Annotated in this window: 22 protein-coding genes, 1 tRNA gene and 1 pseudogene; 11 read left to right on the forward strand and 13 right to left on the reverse strand. The window is 70.5% G+C overall.

Going from position 1 to position 25,021, the window contains the following annotated elements; all coding sequences use genetic code 11:
• Nucleotides 1-7: 7 nt before the first annotated feature.
• The 4 genes and pseudogenes from ACQPZK_RS22055 to ACQPZK_RS22070 all read left to right on the forward strand — a co-directional run.
• Complete coding sequence (locus ACQPZK_RS22055; RefSeq protein ID WP_433534816.1) at nt 8-814, forward strand: class I SAM-dependent methyltransferase; 807 nt, start codon at nt 8-10, stop codon at nt 812-814.
• Nucleotides 815-871: 57 nt separating this feature from the next.
• Nucleotides 872-1,474: a Uma2 family endonuclease gene (locus tag ACQPZK_RS22060; protein WP_433534817.1), complete on the forward strand. Its 603-nt coding sequence runs from the start codon at nt 872-874 to the stop codon at nt 1,472-1,474.
• A gap of 35 nt (nt 1,475-1,509) precedes the next feature.
• Entirely contained in the window at nt 1,510-1,728 is a 219-nt protein-coding gene (locus ACQPZK_RS22065; protein ID WP_433534818.1) for a DUF2945 domain-containing protein, read from the forward strand.
• Nucleotides 1,715-2,059: pseudogene (locus ACQPZK_RS22070) on the forward strand (DUF3140 domain-containing protein); the annotation flags it as partial. The gene ACQPZK_RS22065 and the pseudogene ACQPZK_RS22070, both read left to right, overlap by 14 nt.
• Before the next feature lie 300 nt (nt 2,060-2,359).
• Here ACQPZK_RS22070 and polA read toward each other — a convergent pair.
• The 8 genes from polA to ACQPZK_RS22110 all read right to left on the reverse strand — a co-directional run bounded on the left by polA (nt 2,360) and on the right by ACQPZK_RS22110 (nt 12,415).
• A complete protein-coding gene (polA, locus tag ACQPZK_RS22075) occupies nt 2,360-5,059 on the reverse strand; it encodes a DNA polymerase I (protein WP_433534819.1) in 2,700 nt (899 codons plus the stop codon).
• A gap of 135 nt (nt 5,060-5,194) precedes the next feature.
• Nucleotides 5,195-5,908, reverse strand: coding sequence for an ABC transporter ATP-binding protein (locus ACQPZK_RS22080; RefSeq protein WP_422735957.1), 714 nt, complete (start codon nt 5,906-5,908; stop codon nt 5,195-5,197).
• Complete coding sequence (locus ACQPZK_RS22085; RefSeq protein WP_433534820.1) at nt 5,895-6,836, reverse strand: ABC transporter ATP-binding protein; 942 nt, start codon at nt 6,834-6,836, stop codon at nt 5,895-5,897. The genes ACQPZK_RS22080 and ACQPZK_RS22085 overlap by 14 nt, the downstream gene beginning before the upstream one ends.
• Nucleotides 6,829-7,986 (reverse strand): branched-chain amino acid ABC transporter permease, encoded by a 1,158-nt coding sequence (locus tag ACQPZK_RS22090; RefSeq protein WP_433534821.1) that lies wholly within the window; start codon nt 7,984-7,986, stop codon nt 6,829-6,831. The genes ACQPZK_RS22085 and ACQPZK_RS22090 overlap by 8 nt, the downstream gene beginning before the upstream one ends.
• On the reverse strand, nt 7,983-8,966 hold the full coding sequence (locus ACQPZK_RS22095) for a branched-chain amino acid ABC transporter permease (RefSeq protein WP_433534822.1): 984 nt from the start codon (nt 8,964-8,966) through the stop codon (nt 7,983-7,985). Before ACQPZK_RS22095 ends, ACQPZK_RS22090 begins: the two co-directional genes overlap by 4 nt.
• 66 nt (nt 8,967-9,032) lie before the next feature.
• On the reverse strand, nt 9,033-10,184 hold the full coding sequence (locus tag ACQPZK_RS22100; RefSeq protein ID WP_433534823.1) for a branched-chain amino acid ABC transporter substrate-binding protein: 1,152 nt from the start codon (nt 10,182-10,184) through the stop codon (nt 9,033-9,035).
• Between the two features lie 363 nt (nt 10,185-10,547).
• Entirely contained in the window at nt 10,548-11,735 is a 1,188-nt protein-coding gene (locus tag ACQPZK_RS22105; RefSeq protein ID WP_433534824.1) for a hypothetical protein, read from the reverse strand.
• A gap of 56 nt (nt 11,736-11,791) precedes the next feature.
• Entirely contained in the window at nt 11,792-12,415 is a 624-nt protein-coding gene (locus tag ACQPZK_RS22110) for an ANTAR domain-containing response regulator (protein WP_355049623.1), read from the reverse strand.
• Nucleotides 12,416-12,511: 96 nt separating this feature from the next.
• Here ACQPZK_RS22110 and ACQPZK_RS22115 point away from each other — a divergent pair.
• Nucleotides 12,512-12,587, forward strand: a tRNA-Leu gene (locus tag ACQPZK_RS22115).
• 332 nt (nt 12,588-12,919) lie between these two features.
• Nucleotides 12,920-13,366 (forward strand): hypothetical protein, encoded by a 447-nt coding sequence (locus tag ACQPZK_RS22120; protein WP_433534825.1) that lies wholly within the window; start codon nt 12,920-12,922, stop codon nt 13,364-13,366.
• A gap of 6 nt (nt 13,367-13,372) precedes the next feature.
• Here ACQPZK_RS22120 and ACQPZK_RS22125 read toward each other — a convergent pair whose 3' ends face one another.
• Complete coding sequence (locus tag ACQPZK_RS22125) at nt 13,373-14,224, reverse strand: alpha/beta fold hydrolase (RefSeq protein ID WP_433534826.1); 852 nt, start codon at nt 14,222-14,224, stop codon at nt 13,373-13,375.
• A 113-nt stretch (nt 14,225-14,337) separates the two neighbouring features.
• On the opposite strand from ACQPZK_RS22125, the gene ACQPZK_RS22130 reads away from it, so the two are divergent.
• Nucleotides 14,338-14,988, forward strand: coding sequence for an NAD-dependent epimerase/dehydratase family protein (locus ACQPZK_RS22130; protein WP_433534827.1), 651 nt, complete (start codon nt 14,338-14,340; stop codon nt 14,986-14,988).
• Here the strand turns inward: ACQPZK_RS22130 and ACQPZK_RS22135 are convergent, their stop codons facing one another.
• A complete protein-coding gene (locus tag ACQPZK_RS22135) occupies nt 14,989-16,167 on the reverse strand; it encodes a trans-sulfuration enzyme family protein (protein ID WP_433534828.1) in 1,179 nt (392 codons plus the stop codon).
• Nucleotides 16,168-16,250: 83 nt separating this feature from the next.
• Between ACQPZK_RS22135 and ACQPZK_RS22140 the strand changes: the two genes are divergently transcribed.
• Nucleotides 16,251-16,730 carry an Lrp/AsnC family transcriptional regulator gene (locus tag ACQPZK_RS22140; RefSeq protein WP_355049541.1) on the forward strand — a complete coding sequence of 160 codons (480 nt, stop codon included), beginning with the start codon at nt 16,251-16,253 and terminating at the stop codon, nt 16,728-16,730.
• A gap of 45 nt (nt 16,731-16,775) precedes the next feature.
• Complete coding sequence (locus ACQPZK_RS22145) at nt 16,776-17,786, forward strand: LLM class flavin-dependent oxidoreductase (protein WP_433534829.1); 1,011 nt, start codon at nt 16,776-16,778, stop codon at nt 17,784-17,786.
• Between the two features lie 199 nt (nt 17,787-17,985).
• Here ACQPZK_RS22145 and ACQPZK_RS22150 read toward each other — a convergent pair whose 3' ends face one another.
• Nucleotides 17,986-20,256 (reverse strand): cellulose binding domain-containing protein, encoded by a 2,271-nt coding sequence (locus ACQPZK_RS22150; protein WP_433534830.1) that lies wholly within the window; start codon nt 20,254-20,256, stop codon nt 17,986-17,988.
• 237 nt (nt 20,257-20,493) lie between these two features.
• Here ACQPZK_RS22150 and ACQPZK_RS22155 point away from each other — a divergent pair, with 237 nt between their 5' ends.
• On the forward strand, nt 20,494-21,933 hold the full coding sequence (locus ACQPZK_RS22155; RefSeq protein ID WP_433534831.1) for a pyridoxal-dependent decarboxylase: 1,440 nt from the start codon (nt 20,494-20,496) through the stop codon (nt 21,931-21,933).
• Nucleotides 21,934-22,434: 501 nt separating this feature from the next.
• Here ACQPZK_RS22155 and ACQPZK_RS22160 read toward each other — a convergent pair.
• Nucleotides 22,435-23,460: a sulfite exporter TauE/SafE family protein gene (locus ACQPZK_RS22160; RefSeq protein WP_433534832.1), complete on the reverse strand. Its 1,026-nt coding sequence runs from the start codon at nt 23,458-23,460 to the stop codon at nt 22,435-22,437.
• Between the two features lie 198 nt (nt 23,461-23,658).
• Nucleotides 23,659-24,123: an RrF2 family transcriptional regulator gene (locus ACQPZK_RS22165; protein WP_421472247.1), complete on the reverse strand. Its 465-nt coding sequence runs from the start codon at nt 24,121-24,123 to the stop codon at nt 23,659-23,661.
• Nucleotides 24,124-24,380: 257 nt separating this feature from the next.
• Here ACQPZK_RS22165 and ACQPZK_RS22170 point away from each other — a divergent pair, with 257 nt between their 5' ends.
• Nucleotides 24,381-25,010 (forward strand): YceI family protein, encoded by a 630-nt coding sequence (locus tag ACQPZK_RS22170; protein WP_433534833.1) that lies wholly within the window; start codon nt 24,381-24,383, stop codon nt 25,008-25,010.
• The last annotated feature ends 11 nt before the right edge of the window (nt 25,011-25,021 follow it).

Below are 25,021 nucleotides of genomic sequence, written 5' to 3' on the forward strand. Positions count from 1 at the left end.
TGAGCGGGTGGATGACGACAGCCGGGTGACCCGGCGCCGGGTGGGCGACGCCGAGGTCAGGCATGCCAACCGCGGCTGGTGGGACGCCGACGCCGACGACTACCAGGCCGAGCACGGCGCGTTCCTCGGCGACGTGGACTTCGTCTGGTGCCCGGAGGGGTTGCGCGAGGCGGACGCCCACCTGCTCGGCGACGTGTCGGGGCGGCGGGTGCTCGAGGTGGGTTGCGGCGCCGCCGCGGCCGCCCGCTGGCTCGCCACCCAGGGCGCGCGGCCCGTCGCCTTCGACCTGTCCGCCGGCATGTTGCGGCACGCCGCCAAGGCGGCCGACGCCACCGGGGTACGCGTCCCGCTGGTGCAGGCCGACGCGCTCGCGCTGCCGTTCGCCGACCGGTCCTTCGACGTGGCCTGCACGGCGTTCGGGGCGGTCCCGTTCGTGGACGACTCGGCGGCCCTGCTCGCCGAGGTGCACCGGGTGCTGCGCCCGGGCGGCCGGTGGGTGTTCTCGGTGACCCACCCGATGCGCTGGATCTTCCTGGACGACCCCGGCGAGGGCGGGCTGAGGGCCGTGCACTCGTACTTCGACCGTTCCCCCTACGTCGAGCAGGACGAGAACGGCGTGGCCACGTACGTGGAGCAGCACCGGACCCTCGGTGACCGGATCCGGGAACTTGCCGGCGCGGGCTTCCGGCTGCTGGACCTCGTGGAGCCGGAGTGGCCCGAGGGGCACGACGGGATCTGGGGCCAGTGGAGCCCGCTGCGCGGACGACTCTTCCCCGGTACCGCCATCTTCGTCACCGAACGCCCCGCCGACTGATCGCGCCGCACGCGTTGTCCGACCTGCGCCTCATCGATCGCCGGTAGGCTCCGACCCATGAGCGCCGAGCCCATCCCGACATCACCTGGCCCCTGGTGTCCGGACCCGATGCGGCAGCAGCGTGCCGACTACACGCTGGAGGACCTGCTCGCCCTGCCGGACGACGCCCCACGCGTCGAACTCGTCGACGGAGTTGTCCAGGTGACGCCCTCCCCCACCCTGGGCCATCAAGACATCTGCGGCCTGCTGTGGCTGTGGCTGCGCTCGCACGCCCCGGCGGACTTTCGTGCCGCCCAAGCAGTCGGAGTCGCCCTCAGCCGCAACACCAGCCGGCAACCGGACGTGCTGCTCTGCCGCGCCGAGATTCCGTCCAACCGGTCCACGCTGCGGCCGGCGGATGTCGTGCTCGCCGTGGAGATCGTCTCGCCCGGCACGCGGCGGATCGACCGGTTCGCGAAGCCCGGCGAGTACGCCGCCGCCGGCATCCCCTTCTACTGGCGGATCGAGCAGGACCCGGTGCACGTGTACGCGTACCGGATCGGCGACCACGTCGGACCGGGCGGTGAACGGCAGTACGAGCTGGTCGCTGACGGCGCCGACGTGATCGAGCTGACCGAGCCGTTCGACATGAAGCTGCCGATCGCCGAGATCACGCCCTAGTCGTTTCGCCCCGGCCGCGTCGGGTAGCCGGGGGCATGGCCGAACAGAGATTCCACCAGGGCGACCGTGTCTCCTGGTCGGCCCACGGCAGCCGCGCGTACGGCGTGGTGCAGGGCACGATCACCGAACGGACGCGGATTCGCGGGCGCGCGGTGAACGCGTCGCCGGACGACCCGCAGTACCGGGTCCGCAGTGACGGCACGGGCCGCGACGTGGCCCACCGCCCGGGGGCGTTGCGCCATGAGCAGAAGTGACGACGGTCGGGACACCTACCGGGAGTTCACCGAGGCGGTGAACATGAAGCCCGGTGAGCTGTCCACGTGGCTGGAGACCGACGAGTCGAAGCAGGTCGGCTGGCACAAGGGCGGCCGTACCGGCGGCGGCGAGTCCGTCGGACACGAGTCCGGCCGGAAGATCATCAACCTGCTCCGCCGCAAGCGTGCGGACCTCTCCGAGGCGGACTACAAGCACATGCGCAAGGTGGTGGGCTACGTCCGTCGGCACATGGCGCAGCGCCCGTCCGGCGACGTCCGCGACACGAAGTGGCGCTGGTCCCTCATGAACTGGGGCCACGACCCGATGAAGTAGCGGACCGGGCCGCCTCCGCAGCGGACTCGCGCCCCGAGACACGCATGCGGCCTGCGCAAGATCGGCGCACGACTCAAGATCCGCACAACATCGGCGGAGTTGCTGCCTCCGAAGACCGGATCCAGCAGTTTCCCCGAAGTTGCGCGGATCACCGCTCATACCCACCCGACGCGACTGCGGCGACCGGGTCAGGGGTTCCGGGGCAGCCCGACCCGCGCAGGGATCAAGCCTGACCGCCCGGAGCGGGTCGGGCTGCCCCGGAACCCCCAGCGGCGACCAGCGCAAACAACCGGAAGATCAGTGATCAGCGCTGTTCCAGTCGCGGCCCTCGCCCACCGACACCTCCAGCGGCACCGACAGCGGGTAGGCCCCGCCCATCTCGCGTCGTACCAGCGCCTCCAGCGCCTCCCGCTCGCCGGGCGCGACCTCGAAGACCAGTTCGTCGTGCACCTGCAGCAGCATCCGGGAGCGCAGACCGGCGTCGGCGAGCGCGGTGTCGACGTGCAGCATCGCCACCTTGATGATGTCGGCGGCGGAACCCTGAATGGGGGCGTTGAGCGCCATCCGCTCGGCGATGTCGCGGCGCTGCCGGTTGTCGCTGACCAGGTCGGGCAGGTAGCGACGGCGGCCCAGGATGGTCGAGGTGTAGCCGTCCTGGCGAGCCTTGGCGACCACCTGGTGCAGGTAGTCGCGTACGCCACCGAAGCCCGCGAAGTAGTTCTCCATCAGCCCGCGCGCCTCTTCGGTGCTGATGGAGAGCTGCTGGGACAGGCCGAACGCGCTGAGCCCGTACGCCAGGCCGTAGTTCATCGCCTTGATCTTGCGTCGCTGGTCCGGGGTGACCTCGTCGACCGGCACACCGAAGACCGACGAGGCGGTGGCGGCGTGGAAGTCGGCCCCGGAGTTGAACGCGTCGATGAGCGCGTCGTCCGAGGAGAGGTGCGCCATGATCCGCATCTCGATCTGGCTGTAGTCGGCGGTGAGCAGGCACTCGTACCCCTCGCCCACCACGAAGGCCCGGCGGATGCGCCGGCCCTCCTCGGTGCGGATCGGGATGTTCTGCAGGTTGGGCTCGGTGGAGGAGAGTCGGCCGGTGGCCGCGACCGTCTGGTTGAAGGTGGTGTGGATCCGAGCATCGTCGGAGACGGACTTGAGCAGACCGTCCACCGTCGACTTGAGCTTGGCGACGTCGCGGTGGCGCAGCAGGTGGGCCAGCACCGGGTGGGGCTGCTGCGCGTAGAGCCACTGCAGGGCGTCGGCGTCGGTGGTGTAACCCGTCTTGATCTTCTTGGTCTTCGGCAGGCCCAGCTCGGTGAAGAGGATCTCCTGCAACTGCTTGGGCGAGCCGAGGTTGAACTCCCGGCCCACCGCCTCGTACGCGCCCTGGGCGGCGGCCTTCACCTCGGCGGCGAAGTGCGCCTCCAACTCGGAGAGGTAGTCGGTGTCGGCGGCGATGCCGGTGCGCTCCATCCCGGCGAGCACCCGCATCAGCGGCAGCTCCACCCCGGCCATCAGCCGTGCGGACTGCTCGCCGTCCCGGGACAGCTCGGCGTCGATGGAGTCGGCGAGGTCGAGGGTGGCGCGGGCCTGGAGCATGAGGTTCTGCTCGGCCACCCCGTCGTCGCCCAGCCCGTCGAGGGTGAGCTGGCCGGTCTCGGGCGCGTCCACCCGCAGCTCGCGGTGCAGGTAGCGCAGGGCCAGGTCGGTCAGGTCGTAGGACCGCTGGTCGGGGCGGGCCAGGTACGCGGCGATCTGGGTGTCGCGGACGATGCCGGCCAGCTCCCAGCCGTGCGCGGCGCAGGCCAGCACCGCAGGCTTGCTGTCGTGCAGCACCTTGGGCCGCTGCGCGTCGGCCAGCCAGGAGGCGAGGGCGTTCTCGTCGGCGGCCTCGAGCCCGCTGGGGTCGACCCAGGCGGCCGCGCCACCGGCGCTGGCCAGCGCGAGCCCGGTGATCGAGGCGGTGTGCCGGCGATTGGGACCGGTGTCGAGCTTGACCGCCAGCCCGACCGGGGTGCCGGTCGGAGCGTGGGCGTCCAGCCAGGCCGCGAGCGCGCCCGGCTCGGTGAGCACCTCGCCGGTCAGGTCGAAGCCCGACTCGGCCTCCGGCTCGACGGACTCCAGATACTGGTAGAGGCGGTCGCGCAGGATGCGGAACTCAAGCGTGTCGAAGACCTGGTGGACGGCCTCGCGGTCCCAGCCGGCCCAGCGGGCGTCCTCCGGGCGCAGCGGCAGCTCCAGGTCGGAGACCAGGCAGTTGATCTCGTAGTTACGGATCACGTCGGCGAGCCGCTCCCGCAGGCTGTCGCCGGCCTTGCCCTTGATCTCGTCGGCGCGGGCGATGACGCCCTCCACCCCGCCGTACGTGGTGATCCACTTGGCGGCGGTCTTCGGCCCGACACCCGGCACACCGGGCAGGTTGTCGCTGGTCTCGCCGACCAGGGCGGCGAGGTCACGGTACCGCTCGGGGCCGACGCCGTACTTCGCCTCGATCGCCGCCGGATCCATCCGGGCCAGGTCGGAGACTCCCTTACGGGGGTAGAGCACGGTGACCTGGTCGCCGACGAGCTGGAACGCGTCCCGGTCGCCGGTGCTGATCAGAACCGTCATGCCCTGGTCACGGGCCTGGCAGGCGAGCGTCGCGATGACGTCGTCGGCCTCGTAGCCCTCCATCTCGACGACGGGGATCTGCAACGCCGCCAGGACCTCCTTGACGAGGCTGACCTGACCCTTGAAGTCGGTCGGGGTCTCGCTGCGGCCGGCCTTGTACTCCGCGTACTTCTCGGTGCGGAAGGACCGGCGGGAGACGTCGAACGCCACGACGATGTGGGTGGGCTGCTCGTCGCGCAGCACGTTGATCAGCATCGACGTGAACCCGTACACCGCGTTGGTCGGCTGACCCGTCGTCGTGGAGAAGTTCTCCACTGGCAGGGCGAAGAACGCCCGGTATGCCATGGAATGTCCGTCGACGAGGAGCAGGCGCGGCGTCGTAGCTGTCACGGCAGCGACTCTAGTCCGTCGCACCGACATCCCCGGGTGGCGGCACCGCACCAGCGGCGAAAACGCGCCACCGGCCCGAACGCCGGCGGCCGGCCACCCCCGGACGGGGACGGCCGGCCGCCGGATCGCCCTGGCTCAGGCCACGCCGAGGTACGCCTCCTTGACCGACGGGTCGTGCAGCAGGTCCTGCCCGGACCCCTCCTTCACGATCCGACCGGTCTCGAGCACGTACCCGCGGTGGGCCCTCGACAGGGCCTGCTGGGCGTTCTGCTCGACCAGCAGGATGGTCGTGCCCTGCTGGTTGATCTCGGTGATGATGTCGAAGATCTGCCGGATCACCAGCGGGGCGAGACCCATCGACGGCTCGTCGAGCAGCAGCAGCTTCGGACGGCTCATCAGCGCCCGGCCGACGGCGAGCATCTGCTGCTCGCCGCCGGAGAGGGTGCCGCCGGCCTGCTTGCGCCGCTCGGCCAGCCGCGGGAAGAGGGTCAGCACCCGGTCCAGGTCGGCGGCGATGCCGGCGGAGTCCCGCCGGGTGTACGCCCCCATGTCCAGGTTCTCCATCACCGTCATCCCGGGGAAGATCTGCCGACCCTCCGGGGACTGACACAACCCCCGCACCACCCGAAGGTCGGCCCGGAGCTTGCTGATGTCCTCGCCGTTGAACGTGATACGTCCGCCGGCGAGCGACCGGGTCCCGGAGATGGCCCGCATGGTGGTGGTCTTGCCGGCGCCGTTCGCGCCGATCAGGGCCACCACCTCACCCTCGTCGACGGTGAGGCTGATCCCGTGCAGCGCCTCGATCCGGCCGTACGCGACGGCGACGTTCTCCAGCTCAAGCAGGCTCATCGGCGGGCTCCCCCAGGTACGCGGCGATCACCTTCGGATCGCGACTGACCTCCGCGGGCGCACCCTCGGCGATCTTGCGGCCGAACTCCAGCACCACGATCCGGTCGGTGACGCCCATGACGAGCCGCATGTCGTGCTCGATGAGCAGGACGGTCAGACCCATGTCACGGATATTGCGGATCAGGGTGAGGAGCTCCTCCTTCTCCGCCGGGTTGAAGCCGGCGGCCGGCTCGTCCAGGCAGATCAGCTTCGGCTCGGTGGCCAGCGCGCGGGCGATCTCCAACCGCCGCTGGTAGCCGTACGGCAGGTTGCGGGCCTCGTCGTTCGCCCGGTCGGCGATGCCGACGAAGCGCAACAGCTCCAGGGCCTTGGCCTCGGCGGCCCGCTCCTCCAGGATGTGCCGCGACAAACCGAAGATCTTCGCGGCCGACAGGCGCACCTGCTGCCAGGACCGGGCGAGCCCGGACGCGGCGGTGACCTGGGGCAGCTCCTCCGGCTTGGGACGCACCCGGTAGAGCCGGAACAGCGCCCCGGGGACGCTGGTCTTGTGCCGCGAGTCCGTCCCGACCATCACGTTCTCCAGTGCCGTCATCTCGGGAAAGAGACGGATGTTCTGGAAGGTGCGGGAGATGCCGAGCTGGCTGATCTGGTGCGGCTTGCGGCCGGTCACCTTCTGGCCCCGGAACCGGACCGCGCCGGAGGTCGGCCGGTAGACCCCGGTCATCACGTTGAAGCTGGTGGTCTTACCGGCGCCGTTCGGCCCGATGAGGCCGAGGATCTCACCCTCGTAGATCTGGAAATTGATCTTGTCGAGGGCGACGACGCCGCCGAAGCGCAGCGTGACGTCGTCGACCTCGAGCAGGACCTGCCGCGGACCCGGCTGAGTCGGGATCTTCGGCGTCACGGTGTCGGTGGTCTGGTCAGACATGAGCGGGCGCCTCCTCTGCCTCGGCCGCGCGGTCCTTCAACTCGCGGGCACGCCGCCGACTCGGGATCAGACCCTGCGGACGCAGGATCATCACCAGCACCATGGCCAGACCGAAGACCAACCAGCGGTAGTCGGCGAAGTCGCGGAACCGCTCCGGCAGGTACGCCAGCAGCACCGCGCCGAGCGAGACGCCGAGCATGTTGCCGGAGCCACCGACCACGACCATCGCGACGAAGAGGATGGACAGGTTCGCGTTGAACTGCGTCGGGTCGATGAACGCGTTCCGGCTACCGAACAGGAAGCCCGACAGGCCGCCGAGCGCCGCGCCGATGGCGAACGCCCAGAGCTTGAACTTGAACGGGTACACGCCCATCACCGCGGCGGCGTCCTCGTCCTCGCGCACGGCCAGCCACGCCCGGCCGACCCGGCTGTGCTCCAGCCGACGGACCAGGAACACCATGACCAGCACGAACGTGATCGCCAACCAGTACCACGGCTTCGCGTCGATCAGACCGAACACCTTGTTGTCCGGCGACGGCGCGCCCTCCGGGCCGGGGATGGCCGAGATGCCGACCGGGCCGTTGGTCAGGCCGGTGGCGTTGCGGGCCACGATCCGGATGATCTCGCCGAAGCCCAGCGTCACGATGGCCAGGTAGTCACCGCGCAGCCGCAGCGTCGGCCAGCCCAGCAGCACCCCGGAGACCATCGTCAGCACGATCGCGATGAACAGGCAGATCGCCCAGGTCACCGCCCACGTCGGCGGCAGGTCGAACTCCTGCTGGATCCACTTCACCACCGGGGAGTTCACCGAGCCGAACAGCGCCACGCTGTACGCCCCGATGGCGAAGAAGCCGATGTAACCCAGGTCGAGCAGGCCGGCGAGGCCGACCACCACGTTCAGACCGATCGCGACCAGCACGTAGATGGCGCAGACGAAGAGCACACCCGCCCAGTTGTTACCGCCCTGGATCGAGTCGGTACGCAACCACGTCAGACCGGGAATGCCGAGCAGCGGCAGGTAGTACAGCACCGCCACGAAGGCGACCAGCCCGAGAGCCTGCTGCCACTTGGTGAGCGCCCGCCAGCGGTCACCCACCGACGTCAGGAGGGAGACCCGACGCCGATCTGCGGAGCGAATCTTGTCGATCATGCGCGGGCCCTCCCGAGCGACTCACCCAACAGACCGGTCGGCCGGAACATCAGCACCACGATCAGCACCACGAAGGCGATGACGTCCTCCCAGTTGGACGCGAACAGCGTGGCGCCGTAGACCTCGACGATGCCGAGGAACAGGCCGCCCAGCAGCGCGCCGCGCAGGTTACCGATACCGCCCAGGACGGCAGCGGTGAACGCCTTCAGACCGAGCACGAAGCCGATGCTGTTCTGGGTGAACCCGAACCGCATGCTCCACAGCAGAGCGGCGGCGCCGGCCATGATGCCACCGAGCACGAAGATCAGCATGATCACGCGCTCCTGGTTGACGCCCATCAGAGCGGCCGTCTCGGGGTTCTGCGCCACCGCGCGCACGCCCCGGCCGTACCGGGTCCGGTTGATGAACCAGTCGAGCACCGCCATCATGGCCACGGCCGCGATGAACACGATCAACTGGATGTTCGTGATCGCCGTGTTGCCGATCGTGAACAGGGTTTCCTGCTGGATGATCGTCGGCATACCGACGATCTGCCGGGGCCGGCCGAACACGTCCGGCAGCACGCCACCGAGCAGCTCGGGCAGCACCTGCCCGAAGAGCTCCACGAACACCAGCGACAGACCGATCGCGGTGATCAGGAAGATCAGCGGGGGCGCGTTCTTGCGCCGCAGCGGCCGGTACGCGACCCGCTCCAGCGCCAGCGCCGTGCCGCCGGACGCGACCGCCGCGACGATCAGGCCGAGCAGCAGGAACAGGATCGCCTGGCCGATCGGCGGGTTATTTTCCACCCCGAGCTGGTTCCACAGGATCAGCACCGCGAAGGTGCCGACCATGAAGACCTCGGAGTGCGCAAAGTTGATCAGACGAAGGACGCCGTAGACGAGGGTGTAGCCAAGGGCGATCAGGGCGTAGATGGCGCCCTTGGAAAGGCCATCGACCGTGTGCTGGCCGAGATGACCGATCAGTTCATCGAAATGCACCGGGGGTCTCCTTGAATCGAGCGCGGCCGGGGTGAGACACCCCGGCCGCACTCCATCGCCTTGGCGTCAGCTGAGCTTGAGCTCCTGCAGCGGCTCGATGGCCTCGCCCTTGATCTGGTAGGCCCAGATGACGACCTTCGACGGGTCGACGTCACCCTTTGCGTCGAACTTGATGTACTTCGACACACCCTGCTTGTCGTACGACTTCACGTACGCCAGGATGTCGGCCCGGGTCTTCTTGCCGTCCTTGAAGGCGTCCAGGTAGATCTTCGCGCCGTCGAAGCCCTCAGCACCGTAGGAACCCGGCGCGATGCCGTACTCCTTCTGGTAGTCGGCCGAGAAGGTGCCGCCGGCCTTGTCGGCCGGGAGGCACGGGCAGGTGATGATCGCGCCCTCGGCGCCACCGGAGGCACCCTTCGGGAACGCGGGGTCGTACAGACCGTCCGGGCCGACGAACTTGGCCTGGACGCCAGCGGCGCGCATCTGCTTCACCAGCGGAGCGGCCTCACGGGTGTAACCGCCGTAGAAGACGTAGTCCGCCTGCGCCGACTTGATCTTGGAGATGGTGGCGTCGAACTGCGCCTGCCGCTCCTGGATCTTGTCCTTGTTGACCACCAGCGGGCCGAGCTGCTTGCCCAGCTCCTCGGTGATGCCCGCGCCGTACGCGCTCGCGTCGTCGACCATGAAGACCTTCGCCGCGTTCTGCGCCTTCAGGTAGCTCGCCACCGCGCCGGCCTGCGTGCCGTCGTTGCCGACGACCCGGTAGAAGGACGTGTTGCCCTTCTGGGTGAGGTCGGTGCGGGTCGCCGACGGGCTGACCATCGCCAGGCCAGCGGCCTGGTAGATCGGCATGGTCGCGTCCGACTCACCGGAGAAGTGACCACCGATGACACCGAGGAACGACTGGTCGCCCGCGATCTGGTTCGCGAACGGGGTCGCGACCGCCGGGTCGCCCTGGGTGTCGAACTCCTGCATGGTGACCTTGCAGTTCGGGTTCGCCTCGTTGAACTGCTTCACGGCGAGCTTCGCGCCGTTGAGCGACGGGATCACCAGACCCGCGTTGTCACCCGTGAACGCGCCGAAGATCGCGATCTTGCCACCGCAGTCACCGGACGCGGTTCCACCGTCGCCGCCACCGGAATCCTGGCAACCAGCCGCGACCACCAGGGTCGCGGCGAGCGCAACGGTGCCCAGCGCCCGTACATAGCTTCGCCTCACGGCTTCCTGACCTCCTCCAGATGCGGACGCGGCTGACCCGTAGCAACGGCGACAGCTCGCTGACCGCAGATCCACCCACCCCGCAGGGACGACCCCTGCGTAACGGCTCGTGATGGCGGAGCGTACCGACACCGCACACCGTCCCGGAAGGCCTGGACGCGGGGTCTGCGAAACCGTTACGAAGACGCGGGCAATCCTGTCGATGCGCGTAACAGGTGAATCCGTCGATCGGTCCTTAAGCCCGCGCCCGGTCGGCGACCGCCCACACCCGGTCGTTCCCGCAAATCGCACCGAAAAGGCGGCCTGAACTGCACAAACATCGAGACTGAGGCCGTCCAGAATGTGGGACGACGAGCTTCGTCCTCAGCCGCCGACTCCACTTGCCCACCACAACCCCGACCGCGAACCGTCGTCCACCGCCACCCACCACCGGTCACCGACCGCCACCACCGACACGTCCCGGTCGGCGCCCGCCGCCACATCGAGCGGCAGCGCGGCCTCGCGCCACGACCCACCCCGATCCGTCGACACCCACACGGAGTAACGCGCGCCGTCCGTCACCGCGGCGAACAGCCGATCCTCCGCTGCCACCAGCGACGCCACCTGCGGCACACCCGCGTCCGAACGCCGCCCGAACGCGCCCGCCGCCACCCAGCCCGCCGGCTCCTGACGCCACGCGCCGAACGTCGCCCCCCGCAACCCGACCGCCACCGGCACCCCGCCGGCCAGCACCACCCGCTGCAACTCCTCGTACTCCGGACCACCCGGCAACACCGTGCGCTGCCACGACCGGCCGTCCGGCGACGACCACACCGCCGGATCCCGGTCGATCCGACCAGCCGGCAGCAGTCCACCCACCGCCAACCACCCCGACGACGTCGCCACCGCGTCGAACGCCCAGGTCACCCCCACGGCGTCACTCGCCAGCCCCGGCGCGCCCTCCACCAGCGCGAACTCCGCCGCCGCCGGCGACGACACCCAGGACGCCGCGCCCGCCGACCGGTTACCCACGATCAACCAACCCGACGGACCCGCCGCCAGGCGGGACACGTTCACCGCCTTCGGCCCGCCGTACGTCTCGAACGACGCCTGCACCTCGACCAACGCGCCGTCGGCCACCTGCCGCCACGTGCTCACCCGCGGATAGCCGTGCGCCCCGCCGACCTTCGCGCCGATCATCGCGGCCCGACCGTTCCGACACGCCACCGACGACAGCACGTTCTGCTTGCCGTAGAACGAATCCGCCCGCACCGGCAGCGCCGACCACGCCGTACCGTCCACACTGGTCCACGCCGCCGGACGGGTACCGCCCGACGCGTCCGCGACACCGCCCACCAGGAACCATCGGCCCGCGCATGCCGCCACATCCCGAACCAGGACGCGGCCCGCCCCACCGGGCGGCGCCGGCAGCGTCACCGCCTGCCACGCCGGCCGCGACGCCGGCACGCCGGCCGCCGTCGACCCGCCACCGCTCGGCGCGGACGGACCGTCACAGCCCGCCAGCAGCAGCGCGAACAGGCCGAACACCGCGATCACCCGTCGGACGGACACCCGTCGATGCTAACCACCACGGGCCGCCTCGGCGGCCCCGTGCACGCCGTACGCCGTCAGACGCTCGGCTGCTGCGCCACCTCACCGCCGGCGGTCTCCGCGAGGATCCGCTCGGCGACCTCCTTCATGGTCATCCGGTGGTCCATCGCCGTGCGCTGGATCCACTTGAACGCCTGCGGCTCGGTCATCCCGTACGTCGTCATCAGCGCGCCCTTGGCGCGCTCCACCGTCTTGCGGATCTCCAGGCGGTCGGTCAGGCTCGCGACCTCGGCCTCCAGGGCCGCGACCTCCGAGTACCGCGACAACGCGATCTCCACCGCCGGGACCAGGTCACTCTTCTGGAAGGGCTTCACGAGGTACGCCATCGCGCCCGCCGCCCGCGCCCGCTCCACCAGATCCCGCTGACTGAACGCGGTGAGGATGATCACCGGGGCGATCCGCGCGCCCGCGATGCGCTCGGCAGCGGCCAGCCCGTCCATGATCGGCATCTTGATGTCGAGGATGACGAGGTCGGGCTTCAGCTCCTCGGCGAGGCGCACGGCGGTCTCGCCGTCGCCGGCCTCCCCCACCACCTCGTAGCCCTCTTCGACGAGCATCTCGGCGAGGTCCAGCCGGATCAGCGCCTCGTCCTCGGCGATCAGCACGCGCCTGCGCTCGGCATCCGTCGGCGTCTCAGCCACCAGCCCTACCCCCACCAGTTCGAACCCGACACCCGCCCAGCCGGGTGTCACCGCCCTCAGCGTAGTGGGTAATCTATCCGGGCCGGGAAACCAAAGGCCCCTGTAGTCCAACGGCAGAGACAATGCACTCAAACTGCATACAGTGTGGGTTCGAATCCCACCGGGGGCACCAAACTTGTCGTACGGCTGTTCCAAAATCCAGCTGTGCACCCACCTGAGTTACGCCTACGAGCGCGGCAGCAGCACTTGTCCGGCAGCACGGTGGCCGAGGTCGCTCGACGCCTCAGACTCCCCTACCCGACAGTCCGAGGCTGGTGCAAAGAGGCGACGTCGAGCGGGCACGGCACCGCAGTACGCTGCTTTCGCTGCCGGCCCGACGTCGACATTCGGACAGATCCCGCTGCGTACCTCTACCTCCTCGGCCTCTACCTGGGAGATGGACACCTGGTCACCTCCGCCCGGGTTCCCGCGCTTCGGATCTCCTGTAGCGACAGGTGGCCGGGCTTGATCGAGGCCTGCGACACCGCTATGCGGCACGTGCTGGCCGCCAAGGTGCAGCGGGTCCAACAGGCCGGCTGCGTCAGTGTGCAGAGCTACGGCACGCACTGGCCGTGTCTGTTCCCGCAGCACGGTCCCGGCAGGAAGCACGAGCGACCGATCGTCCTGGCCGACTGGCAACGGTCGCTCGTCGAGCGCCACCCCGGCGACTTCGTGCGCGGTCTGTTCCACTCCGACGGCTGCCGGTTCGCCAACCGGGTGAGCGTGCGCGGCAAGGAGTACATCTACCCGCGCTACCTGTTCGTCAACGAGTCGGCCGACATCATGGGGCTCTGCCAGTGGAGCCTGGACCTGCTCGGTGTCGCCTGGCGGATGAGCCGGCGCAACTGCCTGTCGGTCGCGCGCCGCGACGCGGTCGCCACCCTCGACCGGCACGTCGGCGCGAAGTCCTGATCCCGGTCACGCGCGGGCCATGGCCGGCGCGCCGATGAAGTCCATGATCGCCTTGGTGACCTCGTCGGCGTGGGTCCACGGGATGCCGTGCGGGGCGCCCTTGAGGGTGACGAGGGTGCCGTCGGGCAGCATCGGGGCGAGCCGTTGGCCGGTCACCGGGTAGGGCAGCACGGCGTCCTGGTCGCCCTGGACGATGAGGACCGGGAGGTTGAGCCGGGGCACGTCGGCGCGGAAGTCGGTGGTGATGGCGTCGATGCACTGGTACATGGCGCGGGCGGAGGCCTGCGCGCCGATGGCCCGGTGCGCCTTGAACGCTTCCTCGCTGACCTGCTTGCCCTTGGTCTGGTCGTAGTTGAAGAAGCTGGCGCAGAAGGCGGTGAGGTAGGCGAACCGGTCGGCCGCGATGGCCTGCCGGAAGCCGTCGAAGACGCTGCCGTCGACGCCTTCGGGGTTGTCCGCGGTCTTGCTCAGGAACGGCGCGAGCGGGGCGAGCAGGATGCCCCGGCTGACCCGGTCGGAGCCGTACCTGCTGAGGTAGCGGGTCACCTCGCCGGTGCCCATGGAGTGGCCGGCGAGGATGGTGTCGCGCAGGTCCAGCTCGGTCATGAGGGTGTTGAGGTCGGCCGCGAAGGTGTCGTAGTCGTACCCGGTGTCGGGTTGGCTGGAGGCCCCGAATCCGCGACGGTCGTAGGTGATGACCCGGTAGCCGGCCTTGAGCAGGGGGCTGGCGAGCTTCTCCATGGTGGCGCCGTTGAAGGGGAAGCCGTGGATGAGCACGACGGGTTGGCCGGAGCCGTGGTCCTCGTAGTAGATGTCGATGGCGGTGTTGTTTTCGGTGCCCACGGTGATGAACGGCATGTTCGTCCCCCTCTGTCGGTTCGGCGGTGTCGGCCGGAGCGGCTTTCCCCCGGCGTCAGCGGTCATGCCGATCGTGGGAGCCTGTGGCGGGACCGACGACAGGGGTGGATCTGATGCGGGTGGTCATCTTCGGTGCGACCGGCATGGTCGGTCAGGGCGTGTTGCGGGAGTGCCTGCTCGCCGACGACGTCCGGGAGGTCGTGACGGTCGGCCGGCGGCCGACGGGCCGCCAGGATCCGAAGCTGCGTGAGCTGACGGTCCCTGACGTGGGCGAGTTGGATGCCGTGCGCGCCGAGCTGACCGGCGTCGACGCCTGCTTCTACTGCCTGGGTGTCTCGTCGCTGGGTTTGGACGAGGCGGCGTACACCCGGGTCAGCTACGACTTCCCGATGGCGGCAGCCCGGTTGCTGGCCGAGGTGAGCCCGCAGGTGACGTTCGTGTACGTCTCCGGCGTCGGCACCGACTCGACCGGGCAGGGTCGGGTGATGTGGGCGCGGGTGAAGGGCCGCACCGAGAACGCGGTCCTGGACCTGCTGCCGAACGGGTACGCGGCGCGGCCCGGGTTCATCCAGCCGACGTACGGGGCGGTGTCGCGGACGCGGGCCTACCGGATCGGGTACGCGGTGACCCGTCCGCTGTTCCCGGTGTTGCGGCGGCTGCTGCCGAACCACGTGACGACCACGGACGGGATCGGCCGGGCGATGTTGCGGGTGGCCCGGGAGGGCTCGCCGACCCGGGTGTTGGGCAACCGCGAGCTGCGCTGATCAGGCGATCGCGTCGAGCGCCTGGGCGAGGTCGGCGCGCAGGTCCTCGGGGTCTTCGAGGCCGACGGAGAGGCGCAGCAGCGCGCCGTCGGGCTTCGCGTCGCCCTCGACGGGTCGGTGGGTGAGCGAGGCGGGGTGCTGGATGAGGGTGTCGACGCCGCCGAGGGACACGGCGTGGGTGATGAGCCGGCAGGAGGCGGCCACGGTGGCGGCGGCGGACGCGCCGCCGCGTACCTCGAAGGCGAGGAGGCTGCCGGGTCCGGACATCTGCCGGCCGACGAGCGCCGCCGGGTCGTACACCGAGGGGTGATGCACCCGGTGTACGGCGGGATGGTCGGCGAGCCAGCCGGCGAGTTTCTCGGCGCCGGCCTGTTGGGCGCGCACCCGCAGCGGCAGTGTCTGCAGGCCGCGGTGCAGAAGGTACCCGCCGAGGGGGTGCAGGATCGCGCCGGTGACGGCGCGGACCTGGCGCAGGCGCACCGCCCAGGCCTCGTCGCAGGCGACGACGCCGGCGAGGACGTCGCCGTGGCCGCCGATGCTCTTGGTGGCGCTGTGCAGGACGAGGGCGGCGCCGTGGCGGGCGGGTTGTTGCAGGACGGGGGTGGCCACGGTGTTGTCGACGAGCAGGGGCACGTCGCCGGCCGCGCCGGCGAGGGCGGCGATGTCCACGAGGTCGAGGGTGGGGTTGGCGGGCGTCTCGATCATGACCAGCGCGGTGTCGGGGCGGATGGCGGTGGCGACCTGGTCGGGGTGGGCCCAGGTGACGGTGGTGCCGAGCAGGCCGGTGGCGAGGACGTGGTCGGTGCCGCCGTAGAGGGGGCGTACGGCGACGATGTGGCGGTGGCCGTCGCGGGTGGCGGCGAGCAGGGTGGCGGTGAGGGCGGCCATGCCGCTGGCGAAGGCGACGGCCTGTGCGGTGCCTTCGAGGGTGGCGAGGGCGGTCTCGAAGCGGGCGACGGTGGGATTCCAGAGCCGCTGGTAGACGGCGCTGGCGTCGGCGGGCAGGGTGCCCCCGGTGGCGAGGTGTTCGTAGGCGGCGCCGCCGTCGTCGACCGAGGGCAGTGGGTTGGTGGTGGAGAGGTCGATCGGTGGTACTTGCACGCCGAGCGTGCGCAGGTCGTCGCGGCCGGCGTGTACGGCTCGGGTGTCCACCGTCGTCATGCGGGTAGGGTCGAACATCTGCCAACCTGAGGGCAACAGTTTGGTGGATGATTCTGTTCAGGGCCCTGGTTTTGGCCGGTGGTTCGGGGGACGATGCTCGGATGCCCTCTGAGTCGAACGATGTGCGGCCGTATCCGGCCCTGGACGAGGTGGACCGGGCGATCCTCGCCGAGTTGGTGGCGGACGGCCGGTTGCCGAACAACGCGCTCGCCGAGCGGGTGGGGGTGGCGCCGTCGACGTGTCTGACGCGTACTCGGGCGTTGCGCGAGCGCGGGGCGATCCGGGGTTTCCACGCGGAGGTGGATCCGGCGGCGTTGGGCCTGCCGTTGCAGGCGCTGGTGTCGGTGCGGTTGACGGCGCACGAACGGGCGGCGGTGGACGCGTTCCGGGCGCGATCGGTGCGGCTGCCCGGGGTGGTGTCGGTGTTCCACGTGGCGGGCGCGGAGGACTACGTGCTGCACGTGCGGGCGGCGTCGGGTGACGCGTTGCGGGATTTCGTGCTGGACCATCTGGCGGTCGATCCGGTGGTGCAGCACACGCAGACCAGCCTGATCTTCGAGCAGGCGCGTGGGGTGGGCTGAGCGACCGTCGGAATGAACGGGCAGGCCGGGGAGTTGGCACGAGGTGTGATCACCGTACCGTTGTCTGTTCTTGATCTTGCTCCGGTCGCGAAGGGCGCCACCGCCGGCGCGGCGCTGGAGGCCACCACCAAGTTGGCCCGGCGCACCGAGGAGCTGGGCTACCGCCGGTTCTGGGTGGCCGAGCACCACAACATGCCGGCGATCGCCAGCTCCGCGCCGGCGGTCCTGCTGGCGCACCTGGCGGCGAACACGTCGACGATCCGGCTGGGTTCGGGCGGGGTGATGCTGCCGAACCACGCGCCGCTGGTGGTGGCCGAGCAGTTCGGCACCCTGGAGGCGCTGCACCCGGGCCGGATCGACCTGGGCATCGGCCGGGCCCCGGGCACCGACCAGGTGACCGCGCTGGCGTTGCGGCGCACCATGGAGGGCCTGTCGGCGGAGGGTTTCCCGCGTGAGCTGGCCGACCTGATGAACTACTTCAGCGGCGAGAAGCCGGGGCAGATCATCGCCACCCCGGGTCGGGGCGAGCAGCCGGCCGTGTGGCTGCTGGGGTCGAGCGGCTTCAGCGCCCAGTTGGCCGGCTTGCTGGGTCTGCCGTTCTCGTTCGCGCACCACTTCAGCTCGGCGAACACGCTGCCGGCGCTGGCGCTGTACCGGCAGAACTTCCGCCCGTCGCAGTGGCTGGACAAGCCGTACGCGATGGTGGCCGTGAACGCGGTCTGCGCCGACACCGACGAGCGCGCCGAGTGGCTGGCCGGGCCGAGCGCGCTGTCGTTCCTGAAGCTGCGCTCCGGTCGACCGGAGCCGCTGTCGACGCCGGACGAGGCGGCGGCGTACCCGTACACCGAGATCGAGCGGGAGTTCGTGCTGCAACGGCGCGAGGGTCAGGCGATGGGCTCGCCGGAGACGGTGCGGCGGCAGCTCACCGAGTTGCAGGAGCGCACGGGTGCCGACGAGCTGATGCTCACCACGCTGGTGTACGACGTGGCCGACCGGGTGCGGTCGTACGAGTTGATCGCCGAGAAGGTGGCCGGAGGCCTGCGCCGGGAGGCGTGAAACACGATCTTCACGTCAGCGTCACTCCCGCGACCCGGACGGTGCCTAATGTTGGTGCCGGTGGTGGTACGGCATTCCCGGTCGGGACGGGTCGGGAATGCCGCGGTGTGGAGCACCGGGCTGCAGCTGTGCGGATTCCGCGGCTGCGGCCCGGTGCCTGCCACCTTAGGCGAACGCGATCAATACCACCAGGGTCAGATCAGCGTAGGTAGATGTTCGGGGTAGGTGGACCCGCCATCTGGTCGCCGATGAAGAACCCCGGGTGTGGCGGCTGGTTGTAGGCGGTGTTCTGCCACGCGATGGCCACCCGGTACTGCGGGTCGTGCATGAGGGTGTGGATCCTGGTGCTGGTCGGGGTGGGTGTGCTGTAGATGCGCAACGCCCGACTGTCGGTGGTCCGCCAGATCACCTCCTCGCGCCAGTCACCCAGGATGTCGCCGGAGAGCGACGGCGTGGACTTGGTGCCGTTGTTGGACGCGACACCGCTGCCGTCGAGCAGTCGGGTCTCGCCGCCGGTGCCGTACTTGTCGATCCTCGTGGCGTCCAGCAACTCCCGGACGGGGTCACCGTCCCACCAGGCGAGGAAGTTCGTCGACGACGGCTTGCGGCCGATGTTCTGCCCACGGGTGTTGGCCAGGCCGGAGACCGCCGCCGACCAGGACTCCGCCCCGGGGCTGCCGGCCCAGATGTCCGCCGAGACACCCCGGCCGTTGTCGCCGGAGGCCGGCGTCGACCAGAGAATCTGACCGGTACGGGCGTCCGCGAACCAGGAACTGGGCTTGCTCGCGTCCTCGTCGACCTTGAACACCTCCAGGCCGGCGCGGCCCGGGTCGAGGTCCCCGACGTGCAGGGCGTCGCCGTGCCCGTTGCCCGTCGAGTAGAGCAGCCGCCCGTTGTCGTCGATGGTGGCGGCGCCGTAGACGATCTCTTGGCGGCCGTCGCCGTCGACGTCGGCCACGGAGAGCTGGTGATTGCCCTGGCCGGCCGCCGCGCCGTTGCCGGAGGAGTTCGAGTCGAACGTCCAGCGCTTGGTCAGCGAGCCGTTGCGGAAGTCCCAGGCCGCGATCACCGCGCGGGTGTAGTAGCCCCGGGCCATGATCAGTGACGGACGCTGGCCGTCCAGGTAGGCGGTGCCGGCGAGGAACCGGTCCACCCGGTTGCCGTACGAGTCGCCCCAGGACGAGACGGTCCCGCGCGGCGGGTCGTAGTTGACGGTGGATGCGATTGCGCCGGTCTGGCCGTTGAACATGGTCAGGTACTCCGGCCCGGACAGCACGTAGCCGCTGGAGTTGCGGTAGTCCGCCGACGACGAGCCGATGAGCTGACCGGTGCCGGAGCGGGTGCCGTCGGCAGTCTTCATGGCCACCTCGGCGCGGCCGTCGCCGTCGTAGTCGTACACCTGGAACTGGGTGTAGTGCGCGCCGGCCCGGATGTTGCGGCCCAGGTCGATGCGCCACAGCCGGGTGCCGGTCAGGGTGTACGCGTCGACGTAGACGTTGCCGGTGTAGCCGGACTGGGAGTTGTCCTTGGCGTTCGACGGATCCCACTTGAGGACGATCTCGTAGGTGCCGTCGCCGTTGAGGTCGCCGACGGAGGCGTCGTTGGCGCTGTAGGTGTAGCTCTCTCCGCTGGGGGTGGTGCCGCCGGCCGGCACCTGGAGGGGCACGTCCAGGTAGCCGTTGGCGAACTGTAGGGCCGGCGCGGACGCCGCCTGCTCGGCGCCGTCGACCACGGCCCGCACGGTGTACGTCGAGCCGGCCGCCGCGCCGCTGTCGAGGTAGTTGGTGGCGCCGGTGATGGGGTTGGCGTTGACCCTGGTCGAGCCGCGGTAGAGGTTGAACGACACGCCGGAGGTCTCCGTGCCGAGCAGCCGCCAGGAGACCAGGTTGCCGTTGCCGGAGCGGACGCTGACCAGCCCTCGGTCGAGGTTCTCCATCTGTTTGGCCCCGGCCGGAGGGGTCGTGGGCGGCGGCGTGGTCGGTGGCGGCGTCGTGGGCGGCGGCGTGGTCGGCGGTGGGGTGGTCGGGGCCGGCGTGGTCGGTTCGCCCGTGGGTGGCGCTCCGGTGCAGGTGACGCCGTTGAGCGTGAAGCTGGCCGGCGCCGGGTTGCTGCTCGTCCAGGAGGCGTTGAACCCGAACGAGGCGGTGCCGTTGGTGGCGAGCGCGCCGTTGTAGTCGACGTTGCGCGCGCTCACCTGCGCGCCGGACTGGCTGACGGTGGCGTTCCACGCCTGGGAGATCTGCTGGCCGGCGGCGTAGGACCAGGTGAGGGTCCAGCCGTTGACCGGGTCGCCGAGGTTGGTGATGGTGACGTTGGCGCCGAAGCCGCCCTGCCACTGGTTGGTGACCTGGTAGTCGACGCGGCAGCCGACGGCGGCGGCCGAGGCGACGACCGCGCCGACGGCGCCGGCCACGACGGCTGCCGCCGTCGAGGCGGCGAGCACGGTCAGCCGTTGTCTTGACGGGTGCATGAACTGCCTCCGGGGATCCGGTGGTGACCGCTCTGGCCCACCTGCCCTGCCCGGGTGGCACGGTGGACGGTCCGCCGCGGCGGCGGCGAACGGCGATCTGGTCGGGGGTTGACGCCCTGGTACTCGGATCCGGCTCAGCCGCATCGTAGGGCAAGCGCTTTCCGGTCCGCAATATCGACGGCCGTCACCCCGTACCGCTCTTGACCACTCCCCACACCGCCTGATCAACTCGACCGGGTGAGCGCCCCGCACATGGACCCGGACGAGTTCCGCCGCGCCGGCCACGCCGTCGTCGACTGGATCGCGGACTACTGGAGCACGCTGCACCAGCGACCGGTCACCTCCACCGACCCGCCGGGCACGGTGGCCGAGGCTCTGCCGGGTTCGCCGCCCACCACGGGCGGCGAACCGGTCGAGGCCGTCCTCGCCGACCTGGACGCCATCGTCCTGCCGGGGCTGACGCACTGGCAGCACCCCGGCTTCTTCGGCTACTTCCCGGCGAACACCTCCGGTCCCAGCCTGCTCGGTGACCTGGTCAGCTCGGGGCTCGGGGTGCAGGGCATGATGTGGGCGACGAGCCCGGCCTGCACCGAACTCGAGACGGTCATGATGGACTGGCTGGCCGAGCTGCTCGACCTGCCGCCGCGCTTCTCCTCGACCGGGTCCGGTGGCGGCGTCATCCAGGACTCCGCGTCCTCGGCGACCCTGGTGGCCACCCTCGCCGCGCTGCACCGCGCCAGCGGGGGTCGCTGGCGCGCCACCGGCATCGACCGGCGCTACCGCGCGTACACGTCGGTGCACGGGCACTCCTCGATCGAAAAGGCCGCGCGAATCGCGGGACTGGGCGCGGACGGGGTCCGGGCGCTCGACGTGGATCCGGACACCCAGGCGCTGCGCCCGGACGCGTTGCGCGCGGCGATCGAGGCGGATCTGGCCGCCGGGGACGTACCCGCCATCGTGGTCGCGACCATCGGCACGACCTCCACCACCGCCGTCGACCCGGTGGCGGAGATCGGGGCGATCTGCGCCGAGTACGGCATCTGGCTGCACGTCGACGCGGCGTACGCGGGCGCCGCCGCCGTCTGCCCCGAGCTGCGCTGGTCGCACACCGGCCTGGAGTACGCCGATTCGTACTGTTTCGATCCGCACAAGTGGCTGCTCACCGGCTTCGACTGTGACGCGTTCTGGGTCGCCGACCGCAGCGAGCTGGTCGAGGCGCTGACCGTGCTGCCGGAGTACATGCGCAACGCCGCCTCCGAGTCGGGAGCGGTGCTCGACTACCGGGACTGGCAGGTGCCGCTGGGCCGCCGCTTCCGGGCGCTGAAGCTGTGGTTCGTGCTGCGCTGGTACGGGGTCGAGGGGCTGCGGGCGCACATCCGTTCCGGCGTGGCCCTGGCCGCCCGGTTCGCGGCACACCTCCGCGCCGACGACCGGTTCGAGCTGGCCGCGGCGCACCCGTTCTCGCTGGTCTGCTTCCGGCTGTTGGCCGACGACGACACGAACGCCGAACTGCTGGCCTCGGTCAACGCCACCGGGCGGGCACACCTGACCCACACCCGGGTGGCCGGCCGGTACACGCTGCGGCTGGCCGTCGGCGCACCGCAGACCACCGAGGCGCACATCGACGAGACGTGGACGCTGCTCGCCGAGGCGGCGGACAAGCTGCTGGCGCGCTGACGACCCGGGCGCTGCCGCTGCCCGATCGCCACCGATCGACGGTCCCCGCCGATCAGCCCGGTGATCAGTCGTGATGACCGCGAGATCGCCGATGTGGCGGCATCGCGGCGCGGAGACCCCGCGAGATCGCCGACGTGGCGGCATCGCGGCGTGGCGGCGTCGCCGCTTGCGGACACCGCCAGATCTTCGCGACCTGACGCCGACGACCGGCGGCAGCGTCGCATCTCGCCTCCTGCGGGGGGCGAGGACTCACCTGAGCGTGATGCCTGTCAGTCATCAAGATGACTGACAGGCATCACGCTCACCGGGGCAAGGCACGCCGCCGCGAACACCGACGGCTGGCTGGGGGAATTCGCCCCCGCCAGCCGTCGCACGAGCGGCACCGGCTGCTGGAAGGCGGTGGACGCGAAGGTGAGGAGTCCAGCGGCTTCTCGCCACACCAGGACGGGCGACCGGCCCGGGCGTGCCGAGCAGGTCGCTGCCACCGGGACGGCGCGCGGGTCAGCGCGCTCCCGGCGTTCCGGCGACGCTGAGATCGGCCGGTGCGCTGCCGTCGGCAACGCCGGGGATGACAGCGGCCGGCTCGGGAAGCACCGGCAATCCAGCGGCGGGTGCCGTGGCCGGCACGGTGGCAGCGGACTCGCTGGCGGCCGCGCCGGTCGCGCGGGCCTGGCGGGTGCGGCGCAGGGCCCGTACGGCGAAGACCAGCGCGGTCAGCCAGCCGGCGGCCAGCAGGGCGTACAGGGTGGGGCCGAGCGGGCCGTCCACCTCGGCGGACCGGATCAGGGTGCGGGCGTTGGTCAGCACGATGACACCGCCGACGGCCGCGCCGAGCAGTTGGGCGGGAACGATGCGTACCAGCCAGGCGGCCAGCGGAGCCGCGATGAGCCCGCCGATCAGCAGGGCAACGACGGTGGGGAGGAGGAAACCCTCCGTTCCCAACCCGATCAGGAAGCCCACGCTTGCGGCGCCGGCGACCACGAACTCGGCGGTGTCCACCGAGCCGATCACCTTGCGCGGCTCCAGTCGACCGGAGACCAGCAGCGCGGGTGTGGCCACCGGGCCCCAGCCCCCGCCGCCGGTCGCGTCGACGAAGCCGGCGAACAGGCCGAGTGGGCCGAGGAAGCGGCCGCGCAGCCGACCGCCGACCCGACCGGTACGCAACGGTCGGGCGAAGCGCACCAGCAGGTACGTACCCAGCGTGAAGAGGATGGCGGCCATCCACGGCGCGGCCGATTCGGTGGAGATCGAGCTGAGCAGGGTGGCGCCGGCGAACGCGCCGATCGCGCCGGGCAGCGCGATGCGGGTCACCACGCGCCAGTCGACGTTGCCGAATCGCCAGTGCGCGACCCCGGCGGCGAGCGTGGTGCCGATCTCGGCCAGGTGCACCGACGCCGAGGCGGCGGCGGGAGCGACCCCGACGACCAGCAGCAACGTGGACGAGGTCAGCCCGTACGCCATGCCGAGCGAACCATCGATCAACTGCGCGACGAGCCCGACCAGAGCGAGGACCAGTAGCTTGCGCACGAGCGCCCCCTGACTTTTCGGTATCTCCTATCGACTTGGTCGACAATGCGGCACGGTGGAGGCCGGGGTCAAGTGTCTGATCGGTGGATGGGACGCCAGCAGGTCGGCGCCGAGGACCGCAGGCCCGGGAGGCGTCAGGTCCGGGAGGCATCAGTCCCGGGGCGCGTCAGGTCCGGGACGCGTCAGCCCCGGGACCCGTCAGGTCCAGGCGCGGGGGTCGGCGGCCAACTCGGTGACCCGCGCGGGGAGCGCCCCCGCGGCCACGTCGGCGACGCTGACCAGTTCCAGGATCTCGCGCTCGCTCGCGCGCAGCGCGATCCAGACCTCCTGGAGCGCGCGGGCCGGACCGTGGTAGCCGAGCTGCTCGGGGCGCTGCCCACGCACGTGCGCGAGCGGCCCGTCGATCACCCGGATCACTTCCGCGAGCGAGATCTCCTCCGCCGGGCGGGCCAGCCAGTAGCCACCCTCCGGACCACGCTGGGCGTGCACGATGCCACCCCGGCGCAGTTGCAACAGGATGCTCTCCAGGAACTTCGGCGGGATCTCCTGCGCACGGGCGATCTGGTCGGCGGTGACCGGCCGGCCCCGCCCGGGGCCACTGGCCGTCGCGGCCAACTCGGCGGCCGCGCGGAGGGCGTAGTCGACCCGGGCGGAGAGACGCATGCCGGCAAGGTTAGCCCGCAGGTCGTCCGCCGGTACCGGCGACCCTCGGCCGATCGGTCACGCATCGACCAATAACAAATAGGGCGGCGCACCTTGATCCATTAACCGGTGGGGCCCGAAAGGTCGATTCCGAGCGTCCCTATGCTGGGCGGGCGGTACGCCTGTCCGGCCGGTTGGCGAAGTTGGGGCCGGACATTGATTAACCCCGGGGGGAAGGCAACACCATGACCGATGTCGCCACACGCACCTGGGATGGCATGACCATCCCGATCGCCGGCACCTACCGCCTCGATCAGGCGCACAAGCGGATCGGTTTCCTGTCCCGGCACATGATGGTGAGCCCGGTGCGTGGCGAGTTCGCCGAGGCGAGCGCGGAGATCACGGTCGGGGAGGATCCGCTGCGCTCCGGGGTGAGCGCCACCATCGCGGCGGCGAGCATCTCCACCGGGAGCGCCGACCGGGACACCCACCTGAAAAGCGCCGACTTCCTCGACGTGGAGCGTTATCCCACTCTCGAATATCGAAGCACGGGCATCACGTGGCAGAACAACGACGACCCGATTTTCTACTGGGCACGTCTGCGCAACCACCGACTCGGCGGACGAGGCAGAAGTCACAATCCCCCGCCGCCGTCCGAGCCCAATCGTTTTGTGCTCGCTGGCGAGTTGACGGTGAAGGGGATCACCCGCGCGGTGAACCTACAGGTGAATTTCGGCGGCGCGCGGCGTGATCCGTACGGGCAGAACATCTTCGGATTCAGCGCGACCGCCGAGATCAACCGGGAGGACTACGGCCTGCTCTGGAACGTCGCGTTGGAGAGCGGCGGCGTCCTCGTCGGCAGGACCGTGCAGATCGAGATCGCCGGCGAGGCCATCCACCAGGCGTGACCGGTCGGGGG

It is taken from the genome of Micromonospora sp. CA-249363 (assembly GCF_050950185.1).
Classification (GTDB): Bacteria; Actinomycetota; Actinomycetes; order Mycobacteriales; family Micromonosporaceae; genus Micromonospora.